Source organism: Yoonia sp. MH D7 (assembly GCF_054439475.1).
In genome coordinates this window covers 2,771,914-2,797,936 of the sequence record NZ_JBTJCF010000001.1, presented here as the reverse complement: position 1 = coordinate 2,797,936, position 26,023 = coordinate 2,771,914, and the positions used below count along the sequence as shown (strand labels likewise).

The following is a 26,023-nucleotide window of genomic DNA, read 5'->3' as shown; positions in this document are numbered from 1 at the left end:
GCAGGGAGCCACGCGACTATTATTTCTATTTGTTTACGTCGGAGATGTTTGTGGTCAATGATTGCAGCAACGCGCCGATTTTTATCTCGACTTAGAGGAGACCTAAGATGTCCACTGTGATTAAAAACGGCACGATTGTGACCGCTGATTTGACTTATAAGGCGGATGTCCTGGTTGAGGGGGGCATAATAACGCAGATCGGCACCAACTTACACGGCGATGAGCAACTCGACGCCACGGGTTGCTATGTGATGCCGGGCGGAATTGATCCGCACACCCATCTTGAGATGCCGTTTATGGGCACCTATTCGACCGATGATTTTGAAAGCGGAACGCGCGCGGCCTTGGCTGGTGGCACCACGATGGTTGTCGATTTTGCGCTGCCGAGCCCCGGTCAGGGTCTGCATGATGCATTGCAGATGTGGGATAATAAATCGACCCGCGCCAATTGTGATTACTCGTTTCATATGGCTGTGACGTGGTGGGGCGAGCAGGTTTTCAATGAGATGGAGAGCGTGATCAAGGATCGCGGGATCAATACGTTTAAGCACTTTATGGCTTATAAAGGCGCGTTGATGGTCAATGATGACGAGATGTATGCGTCGTTTGGCCGGCTCGCCGAGCTGGGTGGTATTGCCATGGTTCATGCCGAGAATGGTGATGTGGTCGCGGAGTTGCAGGCCAAGTTGCTAGCGGAGGGAAGCACTGGACCAGAGGCGCATGCCTATTCCCGTCCGCCGCAGGTTGAGGGTGAGGCGACGAACCGCGCGATTATGATTGCGGATATGGCGGGGGTTCCGCTGTATGTTGTGCATACGTCGTGTGAGGAGAGCCACGAGGCTATTCGCCGTGCCCGTATGCAAGGCAAACGCGTTTGGGGTGAGCCGTTGATCCAGCATTTGACGCTGGACGAGAGTGAGTATTTTAATCCCGATTGGGACCATGCAGCACGACGTGTGATGTCGCCGCCGTTTCGCAATAAGCAGCATCAGGATAGCCTGTGGGCGGGATTACAAAGTGGGTCGTTGAGCGTTGTTGCCACGGATCACTGTGCATTTTCGACCGAGCAGAAGCGGTTTGGCGTAGATGATTTTACCAAGATCCCGAATGGTACTGGTGGGTTGGAAGATCGGATGCCGATGTTGTGGACGCATGGGGTTGCGACAGGGCGTTTGACGATGAATGAATTTGTTGCTGTGACCTCGACGAATATCGCCAAGATTTTGAATTGTTACCCGAAGAAGGGGGCGATTTTGGTAGGTGCGGATGCTGATTTGGTTGTTTGGGATCCTGAGAAGGAGAAGACCATTGCAGCGAGTACGCAGCAATCGGCGATTGATTATAATGTGTTTGAGGGCAAGCATGTGAAGGGCCTGCCTCGGTTCACGCTGACACGTGGGCAGGTGGCGATTTATGATGGCGAGGTGCGCACGCAGGAAGGTCATGGGAAGTTTGTGAAGCGCGAGGCGAATACAGCGGTGAATAAGGCGTTGTCGTCTTGGAAAGAGTTGACTGCACCGAGGCCCGTTGAGCGGTCTGGTATTCCTGCGAGTGGGGTTTAACTTGATCATTTCGGCACAAAACCTTGATCTGACATTTCAGGCGAATGATGGTCCCGTTCATGCATTGAAGGACGTGAGTCTTGAGATTGGTAAAGGGGAGTTCGTTTCTTTTATCGGGCCTTCGGGTTGCGGCAAGACCACGTTCTTGCGCTGCATTGCGGGGTTGGAAACGCCCACCGCGGGGCAGATTTCGGTGAATGGCATGACGCCTGAGGAGGCGCGAAAGGCGCGGGCCTATGGCTATGTGTTTCAGGCGGCGGGATTGTATCCTTGGCGGACGATCGGCGGGAACATCAAGCTGCCGTTGGAAATCATGGGGTTTTCCAAGGCGGAGCAGGTCGAGCGTGTCGCGAAGGTGATGGAGCTGGTTGATCTGGCGGGATTTGAGCAGAAGTTTCCGTGGCAATTGTCAGGAGGTATGCAGCAGCGGGCGAGTATTGCGCGGGCTTTGGCGTTTGATGCTGATATTTTGTTGATGGACGAGCCGTTTGGTGCGTTGGACGAGATTGTGCGTGACCATTTGAACGAGCAGTTGCTGGCGCTTTGGGCGCGCACCGAAAAGACGATTGCTTTTGTAACGCATTCGATCCCTGAGGCAGTGTATCTGTCGACCAAGATTGTGGTGATGTCGCCAAGGCCGGGGCGTATCACGGATATTATCGAGAGCACGTTGCCACGCGAGAGACCGCTGGATATTCGCGAGAGTGCCGAGTTTATTGCGATTGCGCATCGTGTGCGTGATGGATTGCGGGCGGGGCATCAGGACGATGTTTAGGCGCGCGATTTTACCTGTTTTGGTGGTGCTTGGGATTATTGTAGCGATTTGGTATGCGGCCTGCGTTCCGATGAATGCCGCGTGGACCGCCCAGCAGTTGAAGCGGTCGGGCGAGACGATGACGGTTTCACAGACTGTTGGCGCTGCTTGGTCGCAGGAACGTCCGCGTCTGCCTGCGCCGCATCAGGTGGCTGGAGAGTTGTGGGATACGGTTGTGATGAAGAAGATCACATCGAAGCGGTCGTTGGTTTATCACGGTTGGGTTACGTTGAGTGCGACCCTTTTGGGGTTTGGCATTGGGACGGGGCTGGGCGTGCTTTTAGCTGTGGGGATCGTGCATAGTCGTGCGATGGATATGAGTGTGATGCCTTGGGCGATTGTCAGTCAGACCATTCCGATTATTGCGATTGCGCCGATGATTATTGTGGTTTTGTATTCGATTGGCGTGCAGGGAATGTTTCCTAAGGCCGTTATTAGCGCCTATTTATCGTTCTTTCCTGTTGTGGTTGGGATGGTGAAGGGGCTGCGTAGCCCTGATGCAATGCAATTAGATTTGTTGCGCACATATCATGCCAGTGATGCCCAAGGATTTTGGAAATTGCGACTGCCTGCGTCGCTGCCGTATTTGTTCGCCTCGCTGAAGATTGGCGTGGCTGCGTCGTTGGTGGGGGCCATTGTTGGCGAGTTGCCGACGGGGGCTGTGCGAGGATTAGGTGCGCGGTTGTTGGCAGGATCGTATTACGGGCAGACTGTGCAGATCTGGTCGGCGTTGTTTGCGGCGGCGATATTAGCGGCGGGCTTGGTCGCGATCATTGGCTTGATTGAGCGGGTGGCGTTACGCCGTATGGGGATGCGCCCATGAGTTATGTGATTTTTGCGCTGTTGTTGTGGGGTGCTGGTTGGGCGTTGAACGTGCGTTTGGCGAATGGGCCACGTGCGCAGACGCGATCGGTGCAGCTGATGGTTCCTGCGATTTTTGGACTAACGATATTGGTGATGTGGGAGTTGATTGTGCGCGGACTTGGCGTGCCTTTGGTGATTTTGCCGCCGCCGAGTATGATTGCGGTCAGGTTTGCGGATAGTCTGCCGATTTTATGGACTGATTTTGTGCAGACTTTTGTGAAGGGTGCGTTGAGCGGCTATGTGATTGGCTGTGTGGCGGCGTTGACGTTGGCGATTGTTGTGGATCGATATGATTTTCTGCGTCGTGGGTTGCTGCCTGTTGGGAACTTTATGGCCGCTTTGCCGATTGTTGGGACCGCACCGATTTTGGTGATGTGGTTCGGGTTTGATTGGCAGTCAAAAGCGGCTGTGGTTGTTGTGATGGTGTTTTTTCCTGTGCTCGTGAACACGGTGGCGGGGCTGCGTGATACCAGCGATATGCAGCGCGATTTGATGCGGACCTATGGTGCAAGTTACGGGCAGGCATTGGTGAAGTTGCGCCTACCTGCGGCGATGCCGTTTATTTTTAATGGGCTTAAGATTGCCACGACATTGGCTCTTGTGGGTGCGATTGTGGCCGAGTTCTTTGGATCACCGACGCGCGGTATGGGGTTTCGGATTTCGACCAGTGTGGGCCAATTGGCGCTAGATATGGTTTGGGCCGAGATCGTTGTGGCCGCGCTCGCGGGGAGTTTTTTCTACGGCGCGATTGCGGTGTTGGAGCGGCGTGTCACGTTTTGGCATCCGTCGCAGCGAAAATAACAGACCCTGAAATTGGGGCAAGAAATGTAACTGACTTGGAGGTCAATGAGATGAAAAAGACAATGATGGCGACGGCGCTTGCTGCTGGTTTTGGTAGCATGGCGATGGCTGGTCCGAATGATGTGAAGCTGCAATTACAGTGGGTCACGCAGGCGCAGTTTGCGGGATATTACGTGGCGCTTGATGAGGGTTTTTACGAGGAAGAGGGTCTGGACGTGACCATCCTGCCCGGTGGTCCCGATATTGCCCCACCACAGGTTTTGGCGGGTGGTGGTGCTGATGTGATGTTGAACTGGATGCCGTCGGCGTTGGCTGCTCGCGAGAAGGGATTGCCGGTTGTGAATATTGCCCAGCCTTACAAAACGTCAGGTCTGATGCTGACGTGTTGGAAAGATACGGGGATCACGTCGGTTGAGGATTTCAAGGGTAAGACGATTGGTGTTTGGTTCTTTGGCAATGAGTATCCGTTCTTGTCGTGGATGTCTCAGGCGGGAATTTCCACTGAGGGTGGCGAGGATGGAGTGACGGTATTGAAGCAAGGCTTTAACGTTGATCCGTTGTTGCAGCGTCAGGCCGATTGCATCTCGACGATGACATATAATGAATACGGTCAGGTTTTGGATGCTGGTATTCCGGAAGACGAATTGATCACGTTCAAGTATGAGGAACAGGGCGTTGCCACGTTGGAAGACGGGATTTACGCATTGGAAGCGAATTTGGAGGATCCCGAATTTGTTGATAAGATGGTTCGTTTTGTCCGTGCCTCGATGAAGGGGTGGAAGTGGGCAGAAGAGAATCCTGAGGCCGCTGCGATGATCGTTTTGGATAACGACGAGACGGGTGCGCAAATCGAGTCGGCGCAGGTCCGGATGATGACTGAGGTTGCCAAGCTTACCTCTGGGTCGAACGGCGCATTGGATGAGGCGGATTATCAGCGCACAGTGGATACACTGTTGGGTGGCGGGTCTGATCCGGTGATTTCGAAAGTCCCCGAGGGTGCATGGACGCATGTGATTACGGATGCAGCGTTAAACTAATTCGTTCGAGATGATGTGAGAGCGCGCTGCGGAAACGTGGCGCGTTTTTGTTTGGATAAAGCCTCGAACTGGAATTTGATTGGACATAGACATTGGGTGTTGTCGCTATTGGTATGGTCAGTAGGTCCGCTAAATGGTTGTTTGCTTTTAAATTAAGCGAGGTTTGTGATGGCTTATCTATTGGGCGTGGATACGGGTGGGACCTATACTGATGCAGTTCTTTTGGACGAGGGGTCTGACCGTATTTTAGCCAGCGCCAAGTCGCTGACCACCCGTCCCGATTTAGCGTTGGGTGTCGGCCGTGCGATTGATGCCGCATTGGCCGAGGCCGGTATTGATCCATGCCATGTTGCGATGGTGTCGTTATCTACGACCTTGGCGACGAATGCGCTGGTGGAGGGTCAAGGCGGCAAGGTGGCCTTGGTGTTCATCGGGTTTGACGAGGGCGAGTTGGGTCGCAGCGGTCTGACAGAAGCTTTGCGGGGCGATCCGGTAATTTTATTGGCGGGCGGGCATAATCATGCAGGCGCAGAGGTGGTGCCGTTTGATTTGTGCGTATTGAAGCAGGAGATTTTGGGTCTTGATAGCGGAATTACAGGCTTTGCTATCGCCGGTCGTTTTGCCACGCGTAATTCGGCGCATGAGGTGGCGGCCAAGGACTTAATCCGCGACCTGACAGGTAAACCTGTGACCTGCTCGCATGAGTTATCGTCTGTGTTGGGAGGCCCGAAGCGTGCGTTGACGGCGGTGTTAAATGCCCGATTGATTGGTATGATCGATGGGTTGATTAGTGCCTGTGAAGGGCATTTGATCAAGGTTGGCATCGATGCCCGTCTCATGGTCGTGCGCGGCGATGGTGCGTTGGTATCTGCTGATATGGCGAGAGAGAAGCCGATCGAAACGATTTTAAGCGGTCCTGCGGCGTCAATTGCTGGCGCGTCATGGTTAACCGGCGAGCAGGATGCCCTGGTGTCCGATATTGGCGGAACCACCACAGATGTGTGTCTACTAAAGGATGGGAAGCCCAAAATTGATCCAGATGGTGCGCGTGTCGGTCCGTATCGCACCATGGTGGAGGCTGTGGCGATGCGGACTACGGGCCTTGGCGGTGATAGCGAAGTGCATGTGGTTGAGGGGCTAGATGGTGGGCTTAGACTAGGGCCGCGTCGCTTGATGCCGATAGCGTTGGCGGCGCATGAGTTTCCCGCGTTGATACACCGCGAATTGGATCGTGCCTTGGCCGTGGATGTGCCTGCGAGTGACGGTGTGCAGTTTGCAGTGCCGCTATGGCGCGAATGGCCAGAGGGGTTGGACGTGCGGGAGGCGGCGGTGGCTGCGCGGTTGAAGGACGGACCTCAGCGCGTGGGGCATGTTGTGGCTAGCCGCATGGAAATGCCTGCGCTGATGCGGTTGGTGACGCGCGGCATGGTCATGATTGCAGGCGTAACGCCGTCAGATGCGAGTCATGTTTTGGGGCGTGTCGACGTATGGGATGCTGCTGCGTCAGAGAAGGCGCTGACGTTATTTGCGCGAAGACGTATGGGGAGCGGTGATCGGGTCGCGTCTGGTGCTGCTGTGATGGCGCAAATGATTGTTGATCAGCTGACGGATCAGACAGTGGATTGTTTGTTGGAAGCGGCGTTTGATGAGGATGATCGCGAATGGGGGCAGAGTGTTGCGGGGCTTGCGCGGCATCCGTTGACGATGGCTGGCATGGATCAACATCGCGGGGTTGTGCAGGTTGATTTGAAGCTTGGTGTGCCTGTGATCGGGTTGGGCGCCTCGGCTCATGCATATTATGGTGCTGTGGGTGCGCGGTTAAACACGCGCATGGTATTGCCTGAGCTTGCGGGGGTGGCCAATGCAATCGGGGCTGTTGTGGGGCAGGTGTCGATGCATGCGTCTGGGACGGTGACAAGCCCGGGGGCAGGCGTATTTGCGGTGCATCTGCCGGATCGGGTTCAGCGGTTTAATGGTGCGTCAGAGGCGATGGACGTGTTGGAGGCAGCGTTGACAGTGGAGGCTGGCGATAAGGCGCGCGAGGCTGGTGTTGAAGAACTGCGGTTCACAACCGAAAGAGACATCAAGCAAGTTGATATCGAGAACCAGCCCATGTTCATCGAGGCGCACATCAAGGTCACGGCAAGTGGTAGGCCAAGGATCGCGACCGGGTAAGATTTCAGTTAGGTCGCGTAGCGTCACAATATTGTGGGGTTGATTGCGCAGTGGTGTGTGATCCGTCAAAATGGAAACATACATTGAAAGAATATCCTGATGCTGGACCGCTATGCCCGTCGATTAATTGATCCGCCGCTAAATTATGCGGGACGGATGATTGCGCTGCGTGGTGTGACGGCAAATGGTGTGACGTCAGTTGGCCTGTGTTTGGGTCTAAGCTCGGCAGTTATGATCGGGTTTGGCTGGACAGTTTATGCGTTAATTCCGTTGTTGTTGGGGCGTGTTGCGGACGGTTTGGATGGTGCGGTTGCGCGTGCGTCGCGCAAGACCGATTTTGGCGGATACTTTGATATTACTGCTGATTTTTTATTTTATGGGGCAGTGCCATTTGCATTTGTGGCTTTAGATCCCACCAACAACGGTGCAGCAGGCGCGTTTTTGTTGACTGCATTCTACTTTAACGGTGCCAGCTTTCTTGGATATGCTGTTCTGGCCGAAAAATATGGGGAAAGCACCGAGAGGCAGGGTCAGAAGTCGCTGTATTACTCAAACGGTATTCTGGAAGGGACAGAGACGATTGTATTCTTTGTCCTGCTTTGCCTGAACCCTGTCCACTTTGCCCTATTGGCGTGGATATTTGGTGCTCTATGTTTCGTGACGGCGCTGTTGCGCATCTATGCAGCATCTCAAAGTTTTATTGATTAAGGACATGACAATATGAAATATCTTGCGGTTTTAGCGACCCTGATTACACCTGTTTCGGCTTTGGCAGACCCTGATCCAAGCAATTGGGATGCAGTCGTGGCCGAGGCCAGTGGGCAAACCGTTTACTGGCATGCTTGGGGTGGATCGACCACAACCAATGCATTTATTGAATGGGTCGGTGACCGCGTTGCGGCAGATTACGGGCTCACATTGGAACATGTGAAACTGACAGATACTGCCGATGCGGTGACCCGAGTTTTAGCCGAGAAGCAGGTTGGCGAAGATGATGATGGCGCGATTGATATGATTTGGATCAATGGTGCAAATTTCAGTGCTATGAAGGGTGCGGATCTGCTGTTTGGCCCCTATGCAGAACAGCTGCCGAACTGGTCGATTGTGGATGTTGGTGGTAAAACGGTGCAGGCCGATTTTACTGTTCCGACAGAGGGGTACGAGAGCCCTTGGGCCATGGCGCAGGTGGTGTTTATCCACGATACGGCCGATTTGCCTGAACCTTTGGGCGATATGGCGGCGATATTAGAGTGGTCTGCGGGCAATCCAGGCAGGTTCACCTATCCGCAACCTCCGGATTTTTTGGGAACGACGTTTTTGAAGCAGGCACTGGTAGATGTGTTGGACGATCCTGCTGTGTTGGCGATGCCCGCGACGGATGCGAATTACGAAGATGTGACCGCGCCACTATGGGCATTTCTTGATGCATTAACGCCGACGCTGTGGCGTTCTGGACGTGCCTATCCTGCGACCGGTCCTGCGCAGTTGCAGTTGATAGCAGATGGCGAGGTTGATTTGGCGATCTCGTTTAGTCCGGGTGAAGCGACGGCGGCGATTGCAAATGATCAGCTTCCGGACACTGTGCGCACGTTTGTTCTGGATGGTGGCACTATTGGTAATGCGTCTTTCGTCGCGATCCCATATAATTCAGGTTCCAAAGCCGCTGCTATGGTTGTCGCGAATTTTCTTATGTCCCCGGAAGCACAAGCGCGCGCGCAAGATCCAGAAATTCTAGGCTACGGCACCGTGCTTGATATGGCGGCGATTTCATCAGAGGAGCGCGCGGTCTTTGATGCGTTAGAATTGGGTATTGCCACGTTGTCGCCCGCTGCATTGGGAACCGTGCAGGCCGAGCCGCATGCCAGTTGGATGACGCGTATCGCTGATGACTGGATGGACCGTTACGGTGTCACACAGTAAGGCAACGCGGCTGCTTCTTATTCTGCCCCTGCTTATGATCGGTGCCATGTTAGGGCCGATTATAGCGGGGCTGATTGGTACGATTTTGCCCGCGTTCGGGCATTTGCCTGCTGCGGGAATTACGGGGCCGTCATTAGAGCCTTTCGCGCGTGTGTTCGCATGGAACGGTTTTGTGCGGGCGGCGATGCTGTCGATATCGACGGGGGTGCTTGCGACCGGTATTTCACTGCTGATTGTAACCTTGCTGACTGCTGGCTGGTCTGGCATGCGTCCGTTTCGCATGCTTGAGCGGTTGTTGTCCCCGCTTTTATCAGTGCCGCACGCCGCCGCTGCGTTTGGTCTTGCGTTTTTGATTGCGCCTTCGGGGTGGATTGCACGGTTTTTATCGCCTGCGGTGACGGGGTGGGATCGTCCGCCTGACCTATTGATTTTGCAAGATAGTCTCGGGCTGTCTTTGACGGCTGGCTTGATCGTGAAGGAAGTGCCGTTTTTGTTGCTGATTACCTTGTCAGCCTTGGGGCAGTCGGATGCGCCGCGCAGTCGTGTGATTGCGCAGGCGCTTGGATACGGGCGCGTGACGGGGTGGCTAAAAACGGTTTTTCCGCGTGTTTACGCGCAGATACGATTACCTGTTTACGTCGTCTTGGCCTACGCAATGTCAGTCGTGGATATGGCCGTTATTTTGGGACCGAACACGCCGTCAACGTTGTCGGTTCAGGTCGTAACGCTAATGTCTGACCCTGATTTGACCATGCGACTGGAGGGCGGTGCGATGGCGCTGTTGCAGCTTGCTTTGGTGCTAATGGTGCTCGCGTTCTGGCGTGCCGGAGAATGGGTCGTTGCCGGACTGGGGCGGCGTTGGATCGCGTGCGGGTCGCGGGGAAAAACAGACACTATTGCGGCTATATTTGGCTTGAGTGCTGGCATAATTTGCGCGTTAGCCGTGTTATTGGGGCTGGCTGTCTTGGGGGTATGGTCTTTTGCTGGATATTGGGGGTTTCCAGATGCGATGCCAGATACAATCTCGCTCAAGAATTGGAGCCGCCACGGTGAAGGCACGATAGCGGCGCTGGGCGAAACGGTCCTTATTGCTGGCAGTGTAACCATTGTCGCGTTGGTGTTGGTCATTGGCAGCTTGGAGGCAGAGGTGCGTTATGGATTGCGCATGTCTTCGCGGGCCATATGGTTGCTTTATCTGCCCTTATTAGTGCCGCAAACGGCGTTTTTACCGGGATTACAGACGCTGATGTTAAGCCTTGGAATTGCTGTGGGGCGGGTCCCAGTGATGATGGCGCATTTGGTGTTTGTGTTGCCTTATGTTTTCTTATCATTGGCAGATCCGTATCGTGCGTGGGATGCGCGCATGGGGACGATTGCCGCGGCTTTGGGGGCACCCGCAGGTCGCGTGTTGTGGCGTGTGCGCCTGCCGATGCTTTTGCGGCCTGTATTGACGGCGACTGCCTTGGGGCTTGCGGTGTCTGTCGGGCAGTATTTGCCGACGCTATTGATAGGTGGTGGGCGGGTCGAAACCTTGACCACCGAAGCGGTGGCGCTTGCGGCTGGTGGTGATCGTCGCGCGATTGGTGTTTATGGATTGATGCAAACGGCGGCGGCGCTGGTGCCGTTTACGCTTGCATTGCTGGTGCCTGCGATTGTTTGGCGCAATAGAAGGGGGTTGCGGCATGGATAAAGGATTGGCGTTGCGTAATGTTGTCATCACCAAGGGTGGTGTGCCGTTTGTGTCATTATCGCGAGAGATTGCGTCGGGCGAGGTGTTGACGATTATGGGGCCGTCAGGCGTCGGAAAATCGACGCTGCTGGCGTTCATTACGGGCACGTTGACCAGCGACTTTGCTGCAAGTGGCACTGTGATTTTGGATGGGCATGAAATCACGCGCACCTCCGCGCATCAGCGGCATGTCGGGATATTGTTTCAAGATGATTTGTTATTTCCGCATTTGTCAGTTGCGCAAAATTTAGCGTTTGGGCTCCGTGCAGGCGGCACAATCAGCGGGCGCCGTTTGAAAATTGAGAATGCATTGGAAGAGGTCGGCTTGGCCGGGTTCGGGGATCGTGATCCAGCGACATTATCGGGTGGTCAAAAGGCGCGTGTTGCATTGATGCGAATGTTATTGTCGGAGCCTTGTGCATTGTTGTTGGACGAGCCGTTTGCACGTTTGGATGCGGAGTTGCGAGCGCAGGTGCGTGAGTTGGTTTTTGATCGTGCAAAAGTGCGCGGATTGCCTGTTTTGATGGTGACCCATGATCTTGAGGATGCGCAGGCGGCCGGTGGTGACATTGTCACGTTCTCGCCTATCTAGATCCCAAAATTGTGTCGGCGTGATCACGCATATAGATCCGCAGCCAAGGGGTGAAAATTTCGGGGCTTAACGCGATTTCGACGTTGAGCGCGTCGGGTGAAATCCATCTGACGGCCTGCACTTCGTCTGGGTTAGGATCGATTTTTAATAGGTCCGGTGCCTTTGCAAGATACGCGTCGACGACTTCATGCTCATACATTCCGCCCCCCACATCAGCGCGGTACTCAAGTTGACCGCGATGTGTGCATTGCAGGTCGGTTATTCCCAACTCGTCTTGTAGCCGACGCACTGCGCATTCTGCGGGATCTTCGTCCCAGTTGGGGTGCGTGCAGCAGGTGTTCGCCCAGAGATTTGGGGTATGATATTTATGAGCGGCCCTTTGTTGCAGCAGGATGCGACCTTGGTTGATCACAAATACGCTGACTGCTTTGTGCCGCAGGCCATGGGTATGCGCGTGCAGTTTATCGACGGGGGTAAGTATGCCGTCGACCCAAGTGGGGATGAGAATCGTATCTGTCATGCCGCGTGTCTAAATGGTTGGTAGGCGTTTTTGAACCTGTCAGTTTGTTACGCAGGTTGTGAGGCGTTGTTTGTAAGGCTGCGATCTTGCGTCCGATGTGAAAGAGGGTCAGTCTGATTGTCGTATATGGAAAGATTATTTTAATGCCTCAACCCCCGCAGCCTGCGATATTTTTCCACCCTGATGCAATTGAAAGCAAAGGTAAGGAACTGGTCGGGCGTCGTTCGTCGGGACAGTCGTTTCTGAAGGGGTTTTTAGCACATGTGCCGGGTGACATTGTTACGGCGGTGGCAGAGGGGCCGAATGGGGCCAAGGCGTTTGAGGCTGTGGCGCGACAATTGGGTGAGACCCGCGAGATCAGGACGCGAACGTTGCGCGGCCAAAAGGGCTTTCTTGATGCAGGCGCAGTGTTTTTCCCCGGACCCGGATATATGGGGGCGAGTTGGCGCAGACAGCGGTTTGATCCGACTGCGGGATCGTTGATTGGCGTCACCCACACGATGTCGACCCGTCGTGTGATCGAGAGTTTGCATACGTTATTGGCAGAACCGGTTGAGCCTTGGGATGCGATTATTTGCACGTCGCATGCGGTGAAGTCAGTTTTGCAAACGCAGATGGATCTAGAGGTGGCTTACTACCGTGCGCGTTTTGGTGCGTCCCGTGTGCCGGTGCCGCAATTGCCTGTGATCCCGTTGGGGATACATGTGGCGGATTTTGAGCGTTCCGATAAGGCGCGCGCGGCGATGCGTGCGAGGTTTGACACGCCTGAGAATGCGACGGCTGTGATGACGATGGGACGGTTTACCTCGGTCGAGAAGGCTAATCCTGTGCCTATGTTTTTGGCGTTGGAACAGGCGGCGCAAGCGACGGGCAAGCCTGTGCATTTGTGGATGGTTGGCTGGTCTAATCGCGAGGCGGAGATGGAGTTGCATGTGGACGGTGCCGCCGCACTTTGCCCTTCTGTGGTGACCCATGTGATTGATGGCCGTGCGCCCGAAGTGCGCCGTGATATTTGGTCAGGTGCGGATATTTTCACACTCCCTGTTGATAATATCCAAGAGACATTTGGCTTGGTTCCTGTGGAGGCGATGGCGGCTGGTTTGCCTGTTGTGATGCCTGATTGGAACGGTTTTAAGGACACTGTTGTGCATGGCCAGACGGGTTTTTTGATCCCGACGATGATGCCTGCCGGTGGCGCGGGGCCGTTGATTGCCCAGCGCTATGCCGATGGTACAGATGATTATCTGCGCTATTTGTCGATTGTTCAGCAGCAGACGGCGATTGATGTCCCGCAATATGCTCATGCGTTTGAGATTTTGATTAACGATCCAGAAAAGCGTCGTGCGATGGGAGCAGCGGGGCGTCAACATGCGGCGCGGACGTTTGATTGGTCCGCTGTTATTCCGCAATATCTGGATCTGGCCGCAGAGTTGGCATTGATGCGAAAAGGCGCGACATCGACCACGCCCCGTTTGTCGAAATCGGTTTTAAGCCCGATCGAGGTTGATCCGTTTACCTTATATCGTGGCTATGTATCGGGGTCTCCGACGGCGCAAAGCGTTGTCACCCATCGTCGCGTTTTGACTGCGGTGGACCTTGCTGCATTGGATAAGTTGAACGGCCGTGATTTATATGGGCGCCGCATTGTGGCGGATGAAACTGTGTTGCGAATCTGTGCCTTGTTAGAGACTGGGACGCAGATGACGATTGGCGATATTTCCGCCCAAACCGAGCTAGGGCTAGGTGTTGTGACAGCGTCCATACTATTTCTCGCAAAATTTGATTATGTGATCATTTCGGGGCTCCAGCCAAATTAACGCCGTATTTATCAATTATATGGCAGATGAAGCAGGCGTTCCCAAAGACCCTGAAACATCCGGGCTGGGTAATAAAGGAAGAGACAATGCAACTTTCTGTGCATTTCGAGAATACGGCTGGTACCGGCAAGGCAAGCGGACCTGTGACGGTTGGCTGGTTTTATAACCAGAAAAAAGCCAGCATTGTTTATTTCCCGCCTGAGCGTGTGCGTTCGGCCGAGATGAATAAGACCCATGCAAAGTCAGCGTCGCGTTGTCCTGCGGTGATTGGGATGGAGAGCCGTTATTTTATGGTGCGGTGCCCATTTGACCTGCATTTAGAGTTTGTGCGCGACAAGGATGGTCGTCCTGCCTTGCGTAATTTGAACGGCGATAAGTCGGGAATTCGTGCCAATAAGCTGCGTGAAAAACTGCATATCGCCGCCGAGCATGAATGGCGTTATCCCGGTGTGCCGACGTTGCAGTTACAACTTCCCTATGTGTTTATTTCTGACGAGCCGGTTTATGCCAGTCAGGTGGCCCCGTTTATGCATTACTCGCGCAATCCGATGCCCGGCACGATTTTTGGTGGTAGGTTCCCGATCAATGTCTGGCCTCGACCATTGATGTGGGCGTTTGAATGGCATGATACCGATCGTCCATTGAAAATTAATCGTGGTGATCCACTGTTTTATGTCACGTTTGAGACCATGCCGCAGGATCGTAGCATTGTCTGCGTCGAGACAGAGCTGACCGAAGAGTTGAACGACTATATGGAGATGATTTCGGGAGCGGTGAATTACGTTAACCAGACGTTCTCGTTATTTGAGGCTGCTGAGAAGCGCCGCCCCGAGACATTGATCAAGCCGGTGAAGCGGCGCGGTGCTGACTAAGGCGGTGAATATGTCCGAGACGATAAAAGACATGCGCGCGCGCGCTATCAAACTGCATCAGGCGGGTGAGCATGCGGAGGCGTTGATTGGTTATGCACGTTATCTCGCGCTTGTGCCGGATGATGCGGGGGCGTGGTCAAATTTAGGTGTGCTGCACCGTGTCAAAGGTCGCCATATGCAGGCATTGCGCGCGCAGGAACGCGCAGTGGCGATTGCCCCTGACGACGTGAGCTTGCGCAGTAACTATGCCAATATCCTGTCGGATGTTGGTCGGTATGAAGAGTCTATCGCGGCCCGTCAAACTATTCTGGCGCGTGAGCCTGACAGTTTAAATCACATCGCGATGGTCGGTCGCTGTTTGCGCGGTATGGGTCGTTATGATGAGGCTGAGGTCTATTTGACAGATGCGATTGCCCGTTTTCCTGCGGATGTCGAGTTAAAGATGCAATTGGCGTTTGCCCAGTTGGGTACCGGTGATTACCGTGCTGCGTTCCAAACCTATAAGGTCCGTTGGCAAGCGGGAGAGTTGAAACCACGCGATTTGCTATTTCCCGAGTGGGCGGGCGAGCCGTTGCAGGGTAAGACCGTTTTGGTCATGCCTGAGCAGGGTTTTGGTGACGCTGTTCTATTCGCCCGATTTATTCCGGTTCTACGTTCAATGGGTGCCAAAGTACATTGCTTGGTAGAGCGCCCTCTGCTGCATTTGTTCACCGCGTTAGACGGTGCGGATTGGGTGGGTCATTCACTGCCGCGAGAAGCAAGTTTTGATTACTGGGTCAACATGATGGATCTTGCCGCGTTGCATTTCACCACATCTGTTACGATCCCCGCCCCAACCGCGTTACATGTTCCGGCGCAAAGTAAGGAGCGAGCTGAGCGCATTGTTGCACCGTTTGCGAACAAGGTGAAAGTGGGCGTAATCTGGACCGGTTCTGTCACCTATAAGGGAAATGCCTTCCGCTCTTTTAGCCATACTGATTTCCTGCCGCTGACCCAGATCGCCGGGGTGCAGTTGTTTTCTTTGTATAAGGGGCCGATGTTAGAGCCTTATTTTGCGGATGGTAGTTCGTCGTTTATCGTGGATGCAGGAAGCGACGAGAGTGGTTTTGCCGATACGGCAGCGACGATGAAGGCGATGGATTTGGTGATTACCTCCGACACAGCGACGGCGCATATCGCGGGATCATTGGGCGTGCCGACGTGGACAATCCTGCATTGGGACCCGTTTTGGGTCTGGACGCACAAAGGTGACACAACGGGATGGTATCCGCAGATGCGCCTGTTTCGCCAGAAAACACCACTGGATTGGTCGGGCGTTATGGCGGAAGTTGAGGAAGCATTGGCATTGAAAATGAAAGTGGCATCATGAATGAAATTTTAGTGCCAACCGCGCCGGGTGAGTTGATTGACAAGCTGACGATCCTGCGGCTGAAATCCGAGAAGATATCGGATTCTGCAAAACTGGCGAATGTGCGTCATGAGATGAGCGTGTTGCAGCAGACGTCCGACGCTGCTGTGGAGATGACAGATGCGCTACGCAAGCTTTGGGACGCACTATATGCGATCAATGCCGATCTATGGGTGATCGAAGATGACATCCGTGCATTCGAGGCAGCGCGTGACTTTGGTCCCGGATTTATTGCATTGGCGCGCGCTGTTTACGTCACAAATGATGAACGGGCTCGTATTAAGAAGGAGATTAACCTGCTCCTTGGGTCCGCAATTGTAGAAGAGAAGTCGTATTATGATTTTGGAGGTCTGGCATGACAATTGAAGAACGCATCCGTGCAGCGCGTAAAGAACTTGCTGAGGTCCAAAGCGAGCTGGCTGCCAAAATTTCCACCGAGCGGACGCGCGCGCGTGGGCTTTTGACCCGTCAGCTTCATGAGGTACGTGGCTTGTTAAGCGCCGCATATTCGTATCCGTCGCAGGCCGGTCAGGATTGGGTTGTTGACCGCGTGATGAAGCAGAAACGCGGTGGCACCTTTGTTGATATCGGCGCCTATGATGGCGTAACTGGTTCAAATACCATGTTCTTTGAGCGTGACCGCGACTGGACTGGTGTATTGGTCGAGCCGGTCGCCGCGCATCGTGCCACGGCCGAAAAACTACGAAAGTCGCCCTGCCTGCCCTATGCGGTTGCCGATAAGAAAGGCAGCGCCAAGTTCATGGCCGTGACCGAAGGGTATACCCAAATGAGCGGTTTGGTGGACACATATGACCCGCGTATTCTGAGCCGTGTCCGCGCCGATAAACGGCATGCAGAGAAGGTGATTAGGGTGCCAACTCGTACGCTGTCACAGATTTTGGACGAAGCGAATATTCCGAACCCAGATTTTGTATCGCTGGATATCGAGGGTGGCGAGTTGGCCGCGCTGCGCCGGTTCCCTTTTGAAAAGCATAACGTCAAAGTTTGGTCGATTGAGAATAATCTTGGTGACCCTGCGTTACCTGCCCTGATGCGTGAAAAAGGCTATGATCTGATCGAATTCTGCGGCCCTGATGAAATTTATTCTAAATCTCGATAAAGTCCAATTCGTCTACAATTGAACCGTTAAGAACACCTTCATATGCCGCCCTTTAAGACAGAGGTGGGTGGACGAAAGGTGGTACTAAATGAGTGGAAATGCTCCAGTAATTATTATCAAACGCAAGAAGGTCATTGCGAGTGGTGGGCATCACGGTGGTGCATGGAAAGTTGCTTATGCGGACTTTGTGACCGCGATGATGGCGTTCTTTATGTTGATGTGGTTGTTGAATGCGACAACCGAACAACAGCGAAAGGGCATTGCAGATTACTTTACCCCGACGATCCCGATAATTCGTATCTCGGGTGGCGGTGACGGTATATTTGGTGGCGATGATATTTTCTCGCAAGATATGTCGGCGCGCGCGGGAATGGGGGGGGGTAGAGGCCGAAACTGAAGGTGACGCAGCTGCGCAATCAGCCGAGGTTGCCGCGTTGCAAGATATTGAAGAGGTTCTGCTTGGCATTGGTGGCGAGAGTGCGCTGGCCGAAGCTGCACTACGACATATCGTGACCCGTGTGACCGACGAGGGCTTGGTGATCGAAGTGTTCGACCTGCCTGATGCGTCTCTGTTTAAAGACGAGACTGCGGAGCCGATGCCTGTCACCCGAGAAATTGCTGCGCTTTTTGCCCGCCTTTTTATTGCGGTAGAAAATGATGTTGCGCTAACCGGTCATTTGCGCACGCGATCAATTTTGGTCTTGAACAACCCGATCTGGGACCTTTCCACTGATCGTGCGGCGATGATGCGCGTGATGCTAGAGGATGGGGGCCTTGATCCGGCACGCATAGCGCGCATCACGGGAACTGGCGATCGCATGCCTGTGGTGACTGATGCCACCGCATTGCGCAACAATAGGTTGGAAATTATTTTGTTGCGATCGGATGTCTGATTGGTCTTGTTAGGGAGCCGTTAAGGCAAAGTTGTTAGATCTATGGAAAGTTCACGTCATTTCCCGATCCTGAAAGGCCTTGCCATGACGATTTCATCTTCCTTAAATGCCAGTGTCGCCGGCCTTGCCGCCAATGCGACAAGGCTTGCAACGATTTCCGACAATATCGCAAATTCTCAAACCTACGGGTATAAGCGCGCAGAAACCGATTTCCATTCTATGGTGATCGAAAACGGGCGCGGTTCCTATTCCGCTGGCGGCGTTCGAACCACAGTTTCGCGCTTAATTGACCAAAGTGGCCCGTTGGTGGACACTAATAACCCGACTGATCTGGCGGTGCGTGGTCGCGGCATGTTGCCTGTCACAACAGCCGCCTCTGTTCAGGCTACCAATGGTGGAAATCCGATGTTATTGACTACCACCGGCTCATTTCGTGCCGATGATCAAGGGTATTTGACCAGCCCTGGTGGCTTGGTTCTGATGGGATGGCCGGCCAACGCGGATGGTAAAATTCCTACCTTTCCACGAGATTCGATAGACGGGCTGGAACCGATCAGAATTAACGCAAACCAGTTTGCTGGTGAAGCGACGACCCAAATCGGTCTGGCCGTGAACCTACCTGCTACTGCAACGGAGGCCGGTTCTAATGGTGATGCTGAAATTCTATCGATCGAATATTTTGACAACTTAGGTAAGCCCGCGAATTTAAGCGTAAATTTCACCCCAAATGTCCCAGGCACAGGTTCCTCAAACCAATGGACTATGGTGATCACAGATAGCGCGTCTGCTGGTGCTATAGTTGGCGAGTATACGTTGCAGTTTGACGATACACGGGGCCTAGGTGGAACACTGTTGTCTGTGACCGCGGTTTCCGGCGGTGCTTATGATCCTGCATCAGGCGCGATCGCTGTAAATGTCGATGGTGGACCTCTGGAAATTGAAATTGGTGAATTGGGTGAATCGACTGGCTTGACGCAGCTTTCGAATGCCTTTGCGCCTGTTTCAATAACCAAGAACGGGACCCCGGTGGGCAGCTTGATGGGTGTGGAGATCGATCCAAATGGTTTTGTACGCGCGTCTTTTGATACCGGAATTAACCGTGTTCTCTATCAAGTCCCGCTGATCGACGTCTCGAACGTCATTGGGTTAGAGGCATTGGATCAACAAAGTTACCGCGTCACACCTGATAGTGGCTCGTTCTTTATGTGGGATGCGGGCGATGGCCCTACAGGTGATATCGTCAGCTTCGCGCGAGAAGAGTCTGCAACGGATGTTGCCGGTGAATTGACTGATCTCATCCAGACGCAACGAGCCTATTCATCTAATGCAAAAGTCATTCAGACCGTGGATGAAATGTTGCAAGAAACAACGAACATCAAACGATAACCGGTTTTTAGAAAGGATGCTTTGATGAGCATTTCAAGCGCTCTAAACAACGCTATTAGTGGGCTGACGGCAACATCGCGCACCGCAGAAGTTGTATCAAGCAATCTATCGAACGCCCTCACCGAAGGTTATGGCCGCAGGCAGCTGGAGACATCTTCTGCAAATGGAGGCGTGCGGGTCGACGGCATTTCGCGCAACGTAGATAAAGGGCTCACTGGCGATCGAAGGTTAGCCGAGGCGCGACTGAACGCCGAACAGCGCACTTTAGATATGCTGAGTAAGGTAGAGAGCCTACTTGGTATTCCCGGGGATCCTGATGGCCTTGCTGGACAGTTGGCAAGCTTTGAGCAAGCACTCATTTCAGCGGCATCTGATCCTGCGTCCGATCAAAGGCTCTCTGTCGCGAATACGACACTGAAACGTTTGGTAAGTAGCCTGAATGACGGTTCCGCCGCCGTCCAGGTTATGCGACAGAGTGCCGATGCAGCAATCGTGCGCGATGTTAGCACGTTAAACACAAGCCTGCGGATGCTTGAGACCTTAAACGCGGATATCACGCGAGCAAAATCTGTGGGACAAGATCCGTCAAATTTATTTGACGCGCGGCAACAGGTCGTGGATGAAATTGGCGGTATCATTCCCGTGCGTGAACTGGATCGCGGAAACGGCCAGATTGGCTTAATGACGACGTCTGGGCTTATTTTGATCGATGGCACTTTCACTGAATTTGAATTCAATCCAACGCCGACGATTACACCTGATATGACGCTTGCGTTGGGCGGATTATCTGGGATTACGCGAGGTGGCATTTCGCTTAGCGACGACAATGGTTTCGGACGGCTATTGGGCGGATCACTAGAGGCTGCTTTTAAGTTGCGTGATGAAACTCTTGTCGCGACGCAACAAGGGTTAGATGATATTGCGCTTGATCTGATAACACGATTTTCTGACACATCTGTAGATCCAACTACGGGAGGAACCGGATTATTAACCGACGCGGGTAATCCAGCAGATCCAGCTGACTTTATTGGGTTATCTTCCCGTATTGCTGTTAATAGTTCAGTCGACCCAGCGCAGGGTGGCGATCTGTCAAAGTGGCGCGATGGCGTATCTGCAACTTCATCCGGCCCAACGGTAAACGCGGCCCAATTAGATAGATGGCATCGCGCGTTAACAGGAGATTTGGGTCCGATTTCGATGTCTGCTGCGGAACGGATTTCTCTGGTTTCATCCTCAGCGAGCCAGGACCGCGTTTCTGCGGAAAGACAGTTAAGTTTTACATCAGCGCGCTGGGATAGCTTACATAATGCCGAGCTCGCGGGCGGTGTTGACTCGGATGTTGAGTTGCAAATTTTGCTACGTGTCGAACAGGCCTATGCGGCAAACGCAAAGGTAATTCAAACTGTCAGCGCGATGATCCAACAATTAATGGAGATTTAATCATGCCAATTGTTTCGATAGGCGACATGTCACAACACTTTATGTCTTTGAAAAGTGGAGGCGCGATTAAATCTGATCTGGCTCGATTAGGGCAAGAACTTTCAACAGGAAAAGTGGCGGATATCACTGCGCACCTCGGTGGCGACACCAGGCAGTTTTCAGGAATCGTTCATAGTTTGAGTGTATTGGATGCCTACAAGGTTGCAGCGAAAGAAACCGCAACGACACTTGATCAAATGCAAATTGTTCTATCGCGTGTGGATGATAGCCGATCGGATGCAGCGGGAAAACTGTTGATGATCTCGGGTGATAGTCAGCCCGAACTTGTTGAGCAGGCCGGTGAAATTGCTAGGCTTGCATTCAGTGATATCGTCAATACGCTCAACGGACAGTTTGCTGGACGCAGTTTGCTGGGTGGTTCGAATGTCGATGCGGCGCCGTTAGCTGCACCCGATGCGATGTTAAATGACCTGTTGGCGGGCATCAGTGGCGTAGCAACTATTGCTGCAGTGGAGTTAGCGGTCGAGGCGTGGTTCGATGATCCAGCTGGCGGCTTTGCAACTTTTGCCTATCAGGGCGATGATGGCGAAATGCCGTCCAGAAGGATTGCCGAAAACCTAAAGATAGATATGGATGTCCGCGCTGATGACCCTGCAATCAAGGAATTGCTTAAGTCAGTCGCGTTAGGGGCAATAATGACAGAGCTGGGATCCAGCCTCTCCACACGCGACCGCGGGGTCTTGCTTAAAAAGGCAAGTATCGGGATGCTGGAGTATTCGGCTTCAATTATTGCGTTGGAAGCAAAGGTGGGCAATTTGCAATCGATCGTTTCAACGGGCCTGACGCGTCTGGAAGCGGAACGTACCTCCCTCAGTATCGCGCAAAATGGATTTGAAGCGGCTGATCCATTTGAGACTGCTACGCGCTTAGAGGCGGTTCAAACACAGCTTGAAATTCATTTCACCGTGACGTCGCGTCTGTCGCAGTTGAGCTTAGTGGAGTACATTTAATGGCCGTATTGCGTAGCCTTTCTGTCGCTGTCTTAATGGCCGCTCTACCTACCAGCTTGCTTGCATCCCCGATTAGATTGAAGGATCTGGTGGAGTTCGACGGTGTGCGATCAAACGATTTGGTCGGATATGGTTTGGTCGTTGGTCTAAACGGCACCGGGGATGGCTTGCGTAACTCTCCGTTTACCGAAGAAATTATGACGAATATTCTTGAGCGTTTGGGGGTCAATGTAACTGGTGAGCAGTTTCGCCCGAAGAATGTCGCTGCTGTTTTGGTCACCGCGAGCCTGCCTCCGTTTGCACGCGCCGGCAGCCCTATCGACGTAACTGTTTCGGCGATCGGAGATGCAAATAGTTTGCTAGGTGGCACACTTATTATGACACCTCTGAATGCGGCGGATGCAGAAATTTATGCCGTGGCGCAAGGCACGATCATTGCAGGAGGCGTTCCGGCGACCGGCGATGGTGCGCCAGTGGTGCAAGGTGTCCCGACCTCAGGTGTTATTCCCTCAGGAGCGACTGTTGAGCGTGAAATTGATTTTGACTTCGGGTCGCTAACGTCAGTGCGGCTTGCCCTCCGCACCCCCGATTTTACGACGGCTGGTCGGATCGAGAACGCTATCAATCAAAACTTTGGACGCGCTGTTGCCGTCATGTTGGATTCTGGAACCGTTCAACTCGATATTTTGGCTACAAAAATGCAATCACCAGCTCATGCGTTGGGACGGATTGAGAATATTATGGTCGAACCAGAGCGTCGTGCACGAGTTGTTGTTGATCAGCGTTCAGGCACAATTGTGATGGGCGAAGACGTTCGAATTAGCCGGGTTGCGGTGAGCCAGGGAAACTTAACACTTCGGATTGAAGAGGCTCCGTTGGTTGCACAACCTAACCCGTTTGCCCCCGGCGAGACAGTTGTTGTGCCCCGTACCACGGCGGCAATTACAGATGAACCAGGCATTGGTTTGGCGGATGTCAGGGGTGAAACGTCATTGTCTGAGGTCATTGCTGGTTTGAATGCACTTGGTGTCGCTCCGCGTGACATGATTGACATTTTGAAGAGCATCAAGGCGAGCGGCGCACTTCATGCCGAATTCATTGTCCGGTAGTCAATCAAGTGTAGCTTCGAACAAGACTTGCGGCAATTAATCCCCACCCGTCGGCGACGACGAAAAACGCCAATTTGAATGGAAGCGAGACAATTGCAGGAGGCACCATCATCATGCCCATGGACATCAGCACTGCTGCGACGACAAGGTCAATGATCAGAAAAGGCAAAAAAACCAAAAAACCGACCTGAAATGCGCGCTCAAGTTCACTTAACATGAAAGATGGTATGAGGACGGACAGTGGCGCGTCGGCCACTTCCAGATCTGGAAGCAAGTCGCTACGAAGTGCAGCGAGATCCTCAAAGGTTTGGGGGTCAACGCGATTCGACATAAACCCCTGAAGTGGTTCCATAGTCTTAGAAAAAGCCTCTTCAATTTCGAGTTCCCCCGCAAGAAGCGGCGCAACACCTTGTGTGTAGGCCGCAGATAGAACAGGCTCCATTACAAAATATGTCAAGAACAGTGCGAGTGACACCATGAGCATATTTGGAGGTGATTGCTGAAGTCCGATGGCTTGTCGCAAAATTGCCAATACAGTAACGATAAACGGAAAGCATGTTACCATGATTGCGATCCCCGGTACGAGACTAAGGACCGTAATCAAGGCAAAAAGCTGCACCGATTTTGTTGTTAACGATCCGTCGATTCCAAGGGAAGATGACAGATCTTGTGCTGCAACAGGCATCGCGGAAAATGCGAGTACTGCAAAAAATGCGATGAATGAAATCCGCATTTAATGGAAGTCCCCTTTGTGCGTTGCAACTTCGGTCAAGCGAATAGCAAGCTGGCCAGCTTCACCACCTTCCAGTTCCTGCAATTCGCCGCGGGCAATCAGACGATCACCGACATACAACTCGACAGGGTCATCAATTTTGCGGTCAAGTGGCAGCACTGCGTTTTCCTTAAGTTTGAGTAAATCCCGCACGAGCGGTCTGGCTTTGCCGACGGAAACCGTTACTTCGATCGGAATACTGTGCAGCGGGTGCTCGTCGTTAAGTGGATCCACTTTTGTGTGAAGGTCAGCCATGTTTTATTTTCCTTTCATGGGGATCAGAGTAAGCGCGCAGTGCGGTCTGCACGGCGGCAAAAGTATTTGCGAAATCAATCATCGAATCGTGGTCATTTACGGACAGCCATGCCGCATGGGATGACAGCGAAGGGTCCGCTAAAACCTTTGTTTTAGAAGGTAAACCCACAGCTAAAGCTGTGGATACCGCATCAAATTGGTCAGGGTGAACGCAAACTGTTGGCAAAGTTGATAGTTGCGATTCTGCTGCCCGCTCCAAAATTTCGCAAATTAGGGAGCTTAGCCCAAGTGTCTGAGTGGCCGGCAAAATGTGCGTCGTGATTGCCTCTAATAACGGAGCCAATTCTGACAAAATTGTTTGCCGCGCTTCGGTGAAAGTAAAATGTGCGTCCGCAATAGAGTTAACCAAGCTGGCATTGAGTTGCTGTTGCTCTGCTTCTGCACGCTCTTGCTCCGCCTTTACCCCCTCCTGAAAACCGCGTGTGTGTTCTGGATGTGATTGCGGCGTGCTGCCTAGATCGTGATCGAAAGATTCTAATGTAAGTGCGATAACCATTATACTTTCTCGACTTCGTCAGGCTGCTCCATCCAATCTTGTAGGATTTGTATGGTTTCGGTTTCACGTTCTGAAATCATTTGACGCAGTCGGCTCACAGGATCTACTTCGTCTTGCTGATGATCTGACAAGGCGTTGCCGAGCGCTAGTGCGCCCCCGGATTTCGAACCAGCCGAGGTGTTTCCTATCGAGAGTTGCGTCGCAGTTTGTTCCAGGATGTTTGCGCCAGATGGGGCTGGCAATGACGGTAGTCGTGATGGAGACAAAATCGGTCTGACGACAAACAGCCCCAAAACCAATGAAACAACGGCAAGCACTGCGATTTGAATGAGCCGCATTAAATTCAGAGGCGTCCCCGTAGATGAGACACCATCTGTGCCAAGGTCAGAAATTGGCTCAAATGCCATGGATCGAAGCGTGATTTCGTCACCACGTTCCGCATTGTATCCTACGGCAGACGCGACCAGCGCTTCGAGTTCTTCTGGGGGGCGAGGCGTTGTTGTTTGCACACCTTCCTGGTCGATGGTGACAACATCATTCACCAGCACGGCGACGGTCAATCGGCGAACATCACCCGGACCGCGCGTCAGTTGGCGTTGCGTTTCATTGACTTCGTAATTTGTCAGCGCACGGCTTTCAGTGTTCTCGTTGTTTGAGCTTCCGGATCCGCCAGCAGCGTCACCATCAGGTAAATTCGAGGCAACGGTAACATCACCACCACGACTATCTTGGGATTTTCCGGCGCTTTCGCTTACTTCGGTGCTAATCGCGACACGTGTGTCCGGATCGAATTTCCGTTCAGTTATCATTTCCGATTCGGTTACGGTTTCAACGGTCACTTCGACAACCGCATTGCCAGGCCCCACGCGTGCAGCGAGAAGGCGCTCCGCCCGGTTGCGCAATTCTATAGCGCGTTCATCTCCGTTTGTTCCGTTAGATTGTCCTTCCGTATCGGAGATGAGGCCGCCATTTCCATCGATAATTGCAACATTGGCTGGCTCTAACCCCTGCACGGCCGCGGCAACGAGGTATTGTAGTGCCTTGATATGGCGCGAGGATACCGAGCCGCCGGTTGTCGTTACGTTTACGGCGGCTGTCGGGGTTTCTTCGCGACGAAATGTGCGCGTGTTTGGTGTCGATATGTGAACGCGCGCAGTTCTAATCTGTGGGCTTGAAAGGATAGTGCGTGCCAGTTCGCCTTCTTTTGCACGCCAATAGGCAGCATCGAACATCTGTGAGGTAGTCCCGAAACCTGACAACGTATCAAGCAGTTCGTATCCTTGTGATCCGCTCGCGGGAAGTCCTTCGCCGGCCAAGGTCATGCGCAATGCATCTCTACTCGAACTTTCTACATAGATCGCGATCATCCAA

At 53.1% G+C, this 26,023-nt stretch carries 26 protein-coding genes; 21 read left to right on the top strand and 5 right to left on the bottom strand.

What is annotated here, in order from left to right:
* Positions 1 to 107: 107 nt before the first annotated feature.
* The 10 genes from hydA (at position 108) to ACXLHR_RS13905 (ending at position 11,494) form a co-directional block, all read left to right on the top strand.
* Positions 108 to 1,562: a dihydropyrimidinase gene (hydA, locus tag ACXLHR_RS13950; protein WP_458791999.1), complete on the top strand. Its 1,455-nt coding sequence runs from the start codon at positions 108 to 110 to the stop codon at positions 1,560 to 1,562.
* Positions 1,528 to 2,337, top strand: coding sequence for an ABC transporter ATP-binding protein (locus tag ACXLHR_RS13945; protein WP_458791998.1), 810 nt, complete (start codon positions 1,528 to 1,530; stop codon positions 2,335 to 2,337). Before hydA ends, ACXLHR_RS13945 begins: the two co-directional genes overlap by 35 nt.
* Entirely contained in the window at positions 2,330 to 3,199 is an 870-nt protein-coding gene (locus ACXLHR_RS13940; RefSeq protein ID WP_458791997.1) for an ABC transporter permease, read from the top strand. The genes ACXLHR_RS13945 and ACXLHR_RS13940 overlap by 8 nt, the downstream gene beginning before the upstream one ends.
* Positions 3,196 to 4,041: an ABC transporter permease gene (locus tag ACXLHR_RS13935; protein ID WP_458791996.1), complete on the top strand. Its 846-nt coding sequence runs from the start codon at positions 3,196 to 3,198 to the stop codon at positions 4,039 to 4,041. Before ACXLHR_RS13940 ends, ACXLHR_RS13935 begins: the two co-directional genes overlap by 4 nt.
* A 50-nt stretch (positions 4,042 to 4,091) precedes the next feature.
* Complete coding sequence (locus ACXLHR_RS13930; protein ID WP_458791995.1) at positions 4,092 to 5,078, top strand: ABC transporter substrate-binding protein; 987 nt, start codon at positions 4,092 to 4,094, stop codon at positions 5,076 to 5,078.
* A 168-nt stretch (positions 5,079 to 5,246) separates the two neighbouring features.
* Entirely contained in the window at positions 5,247 to 7,253 is a 2,007-nt protein-coding gene (locus tag ACXLHR_RS13925; RefSeq protein ID WP_458791994.1) for a hydantoinase/oxoprolinase N-terminal domain-containing protein, read from the top strand.
* 99 nt (positions 7,254 to 7,352) lie between these two features.
* Entirely contained in the window at positions 7,353 to 7,961 is a 609-nt protein-coding gene (locus ACXLHR_RS13920) for a CDP-alcohol phosphatidyltransferase family protein (protein WP_458791993.1), read from the top strand.
* Positions 7,962 to 7,973: 12 nt separating this feature from the next.
* Positions 7,974 to 9,173, top strand: a complete 1,200-nt coding sequence (locus tag ACXLHR_RS13915) for an ABC transporter substrate-binding protein (protein WP_458791992.1) — start codon at positions 7,974 to 7,976, stop codon at positions 9,171 to 9,173.
* 34 nt (positions 9,174 to 9,207) lie between these two features.
* Complete coding sequence (locus tag ACXLHR_RS13910) at positions 9,208 to 10,863, top strand: ABC transporter permease (RefSeq protein WP_458792557.1); 1,656 nt, start codon at positions 9,208 to 9,210, stop codon at positions 10,861 to 10,863.
* Positions 10,856 to 11,494: an ATP-binding cassette domain-containing protein gene (locus ACXLHR_RS13905; RefSeq protein WP_458791991.1), complete on the top strand. Its 639-nt coding sequence runs from the start codon at positions 10,856 to 10,858 to the stop codon at positions 11,492 to 11,494. Before ACXLHR_RS13910 ends, ACXLHR_RS13905 begins: the two co-directional genes overlap by 8 nt.
* Here the strand turns inward: ACXLHR_RS13905 and idi are convergent.
* Positions 11,487 to 12,014 carry an isopentenyl-diphosphate delta-isomerase gene (idi, locus tag ACXLHR_RS13900; RefSeq protein ID WP_458791990.1) on the bottom strand — a complete coding sequence of 176 codons (528 nt, stop codon included), beginning with the start codon at positions 12,012 to 12,014 and terminating at the stop codon, positions 11,487 to 11,489. The genes ACXLHR_RS13905 and idi overlap by 8 nt on opposite strands.
* Positions 12,015 to 12,157: 143 nt before the next feature.
* Between idi and ACXLHR_RS13895 the strand changes: the two genes are divergently transcribed.
* The 11 genes from ACXLHR_RS13895 to ACXLHR_RS13845 all read left to right on the top strand — a co-directional run bounded on the left by ACXLHR_RS13895 (position 12,158) and on the right by ACXLHR_RS13845 (position 23,069).
* Positions 12,158 to 13,831, top strand: coding sequence for a glycosyltransferase family 4 protein (locus ACXLHR_RS13895; RefSeq protein ID WP_458791989.1), 1,674 nt, complete (start codon positions 12,158 to 12,160; stop codon positions 13,829 to 13,831).
* 86 nt (positions 13,832 to 13,917) lie between these two features.
* Positions 13,918 to 14,703: a hypothetical protein gene (locus tag ACXLHR_RS13890; RefSeq protein ID WP_458791988.1), complete on the top strand. Its 786-nt coding sequence runs from the start codon at positions 13,918 to 13,920 to the stop codon at positions 14,701 to 14,703.
* A gap of 10 nt (positions 14,704 to 14,713) precedes the next feature.
* Positions 14,714 to 16,072 carry a tetratricopeptide repeat protein gene (locus tag ACXLHR_RS13885; RefSeq protein WP_458791987.1) on the top strand — a complete coding sequence of 453 codons (1,359 nt, stop codon included), beginning with the start codon at positions 14,714 to 14,716 and terminating at the stop codon, positions 16,070 to 16,072.
* A complete protein-coding gene (locus tag ACXLHR_RS13880) occupies positions 16,069 to 16,470 on the top strand; it encodes a DUF6165 family protein (protein WP_458791986.1) in 402 nt (133 codons plus the stop codon). Before ACXLHR_RS13885 ends, ACXLHR_RS13880 begins: the two co-directional genes overlap by 4 nt.
* The gene (locus tag ACXLHR_RS13875; RefSeq protein ID WP_458791985.1) at positions 16,467 to 17,231 is read left to right on the top strand and encodes an FkbM family methyltransferase; all 765 of its coding nucleotides are present in this window, start codon (positions 16,467 to 16,469) and stop codon (positions 17,229 to 17,231) included. Before ACXLHR_RS13880 ends, ACXLHR_RS13875 begins: the two co-directional genes overlap by 4 nt.
* An 88-nt stretch (positions 17,232 to 17,319) precedes the next feature.
* Entirely contained in the window at positions 17,320 to 17,628 is a 309-nt protein-coding gene (locus tag ACXLHR_RS13870; RefSeq protein WP_458791984.1) for a flagellar motor protein MotB, read from the top strand.
* Positions 17,629 to 17,665: 37 nt separating this feature from the next.
* Positions 17,666 to 18,124: an OmpA/MotB family protein gene (locus ACXLHR_RS13865; RefSeq protein WP_458791983.1), complete on the top strand. Its 459-nt coding sequence runs from the start codon at positions 17,666 to 17,668 to the stop codon at positions 18,122 to 18,124.
* A gap of 84 nt (positions 18,125 to 18,208) precedes the next feature.
* Entirely contained in the window at positions 18,209 to 19,510 is a 1,302-nt protein-coding gene (locus ACXLHR_RS13860; RefSeq protein WP_458791982.1) for a flagellar hook protein FlgE, read from the top strand.
* 24 nt (positions 19,511 to 19,534) lie between these two features.
* Entirely contained in the window at positions 19,535 to 20,950 is a 1,416-nt protein-coding gene (flgK, locus tag ACXLHR_RS13855) for a flagellar hook-associated protein FlgK (RefSeq protein ID WP_458791981.1), read from the top strand.
* Between the two features lie 2 nt (positions 20,951 to 20,952).
* A complete protein-coding gene (locus ACXLHR_RS13850; RefSeq protein WP_458791980.1) occupies positions 20,953 to 21,960 on the top strand; it encodes a flagellin in 1,008 nt (335 codons plus the stop codon).
* A 35-nt stretch (positions 21,961 to 21,995) separates the two neighbouring features.
* A complete protein-coding gene (locus ACXLHR_RS13845; RefSeq protein WP_458792556.1) occupies positions 21,996 to 23,069 on the top strand; it encodes a flagellar basal body P-ring protein FlgI in 1,074 nt (357 codons plus the stop codon).
* Between the two features lie 4 nt (positions 23,070 to 23,073).
* On the opposite strand, the gene fliP is transcribed toward ACXLHR_RS13845, so the two are convergent.
* The 4 genes from fliP to fliF are packed head-to-tail and all read right to left on the bottom strand — an operon-like array spanning position 23,074 to position 26,019.
* Positions 23,074 to 23,802, bottom strand: a complete 729-nt coding sequence (fliP, locus tag ACXLHR_RS13840) for a flagellar type III secretion system pore protein FliP (protein WP_458791979.1) — start codon at positions 23,800 to 23,802, stop codon at positions 23,074 to 23,076.
* The gene (locus ACXLHR_RS13835) at positions 23,803 to 24,096 is read right to left on the bottom strand and encodes a FliM/FliN family flagellar motor switch protein (protein WP_458791978.1); all 294 of its coding nucleotides are present in this window, start codon (positions 24,094 to 24,096) and stop codon (positions 23,803 to 23,805) included. It abuts the gene before it with no gap.
* Positions 24,089 to 24,652 carry a FliH/SctL family protein gene (locus ACXLHR_RS13830; RefSeq protein WP_458791977.1) on the bottom strand — a complete coding sequence of 188 codons (564 nt, stop codon included), beginning with the start codon at positions 24,650 to 24,652 and terminating at the stop codon, positions 24,089 to 24,091. Before ACXLHR_RS13830 ends, ACXLHR_RS13835 begins: the two co-directional genes overlap by 8 nt.
* On the bottom strand, positions 24,652 to 26,019 hold the full coding sequence (gene fliF, locus ACXLHR_RS13825) for a flagellar basal-body MS-ring/collar protein FliF (protein ID WP_458791976.1): 1,368 nt from the start codon (positions 26,017 to 26,019) through the stop codon (positions 24,652 to 24,654). Before fliF ends, ACXLHR_RS13830 begins: the two co-directional genes overlap by 1 nt.
* Positions 26,020 to 26,023 lie beyond the last annotated feature (4 nt).

Excerpts from the sequence above, each read along its gene's own strand:
- hydA (WP_458791999.1), top strand. The coding sequence starts at position 108 with ATGTCCACTGTGATTAAAAACGGCACGATTGTGACCGCTGATTTGACT.
- ACXLHR_RS13940 (WP_458791997.1), top strand. The coding sequence starts at position 2,330 with ATGTTTAGGCGCGCGATTTTACCTGTTTTGGTGGTGCTTGGGATTATT.
- ACXLHR_RS13935 (WP_458791996.1), top strand. The coding sequence starts at position 3,196 with ATGAGTTATGTGATTTTTGCGCTGTTGTTGTGGGGTGCTGGTTGGGCG.
- ACXLHR_RS13930 (WP_458791995.1), top strand. The coding sequence starts at position 4,092 with ATGAAAAAGACAATGATGGCGACGGCGCTTGCTGCTGGTTTTGGTAGC.
- ACXLHR_RS13925 (WP_458791994.1), top strand. The coding sequence starts at position 5,247 with ATGGCTTATCTATTGGGCGTGGATACGGGTGGGACCTATACTGATGCA.
- ACXLHR_RS13920 (WP_458791993.1), top strand. The coding sequence starts at position 7,353 with ATGCTGGACCGCTATGCCCGTCGATTAATTGATCCGCCGCTAAATTAT.
- ACXLHR_RS13915 (WP_458791992.1), top strand. The coding sequence starts at position 7,974 with ATGAAATATCTTGCGGTTTTAGCGACCCTGATTACACCTGTTTCGGCT.
- ACXLHR_RS13910 (WP_458792557.1), top strand. The coding sequence starts at position 9,208 with ATGATCGGTGCCATGTTAGGGCCGATTATAGCGGGGCTGATTGGTACG.
- ACXLHR_RS13905 (WP_458791991.1), top strand. The coding sequence starts at position 10,856 with ATGGATAAAGGATTGGCGTTGCGTAATGTTGTCATCACCAAGGGTGGT.
- idi (WP_458791990.1), bottom strand. The coding sequence starts at position 12,014 with ATGACAGATACGATTCTCATCCCCACTTGGGTCGACGGCATACTTACC.
- ACXLHR_RS13895 (WP_458791989.1), top strand. The coding sequence starts at position 12,158 with ATGCCTCAACCCCCGCAGCCTGCGATATTTTTCCACCCTGATGCAATT.
- ACXLHR_RS13890 (WP_458791988.1), top strand. The coding sequence starts at position 13,918 with ATGCAACTTTCTGTGCATTTCGAGAATACGGCTGGTACCGGCAAGGCA.
- ACXLHR_RS13885 (WP_458791987.1), top strand. The coding sequence starts at position 14,714 with ATGTCCGAGACGATAAAAGACATGCGCGCGCGCGCTATCAAACTGCAT.
- ACXLHR_RS13880 (WP_458791986.1), top strand. The coding sequence starts at position 16,069 with ATGAATGAAATTTTAGTGCCAACCGCGCCGGGTGAGTTGATTGACAAG.
- ACXLHR_RS13875 (WP_458791985.1), top strand. The coding sequence starts at position 16,467 with ATGACAATTGAAGAACGCATCCGTGCAGCGCGTAAAGAACTTGCTGAG.
- ACXLHR_RS13870 (WP_458791984.1), top strand. The coding sequence starts at position 17,320 with ATGAGTGGAAATGCTCCAGTAATTATTATCAAACGCAAGAAGGTCATT.
- ACXLHR_RS13860 (WP_458791982.1), top strand. The coding sequence starts at position 18,209 with ATGACGATTTCATCTTCCTTAAATGCCAGTGTCGCCGGCCTTGCCGCC.
- flgK (WP_458791981.1), top strand. The coding sequence starts at position 19,535 with ATGAGCATTTCAAGCGCTCTAAACAACGCTATTAGTGGGCTGACGGCA.
- ACXLHR_RS13850 (WP_458791980.1), top strand. The coding sequence starts at position 20,953 with ATGCCAATTGTTTCGATAGGCGACATGTCACAACACTTTATGTCTTTG.
- ACXLHR_RS13845 (WP_458792556.1), top strand. The coding sequence starts at position 21,996 with ATGGCCGCTCTACCTACCAGCTTGCTTGCATCCCCGATTAGATTGAAG.
- fliP (WP_458791979.1), bottom strand. The coding sequence starts at position 23,802 with ATGCGGATTTCATTCATCGCATTTTTTGCAGTACTCGCATTTTCCGCG.
- ACXLHR_RS13835 (WP_458791978.1), bottom strand. The coding sequence starts at position 24,096 with ATGGCTGACCTTCACACAAAAGTGGATCCACTTAACGACGAGCACCCG.
- ACXLHR_RS13830 (WP_458791977.1), bottom strand. The coding sequence starts at position 24,652 with ATGGTTATCGCACTTACATTAGAATCTTTCGATCACGATCTAGGCAGC.
- fliF (WP_458791976.1), bottom strand. The coding sequence starts at position 26,019 with ATGATCGCGATCTATGTAGAAAGTTCGAGTAGAGATGCATTGCGCATG.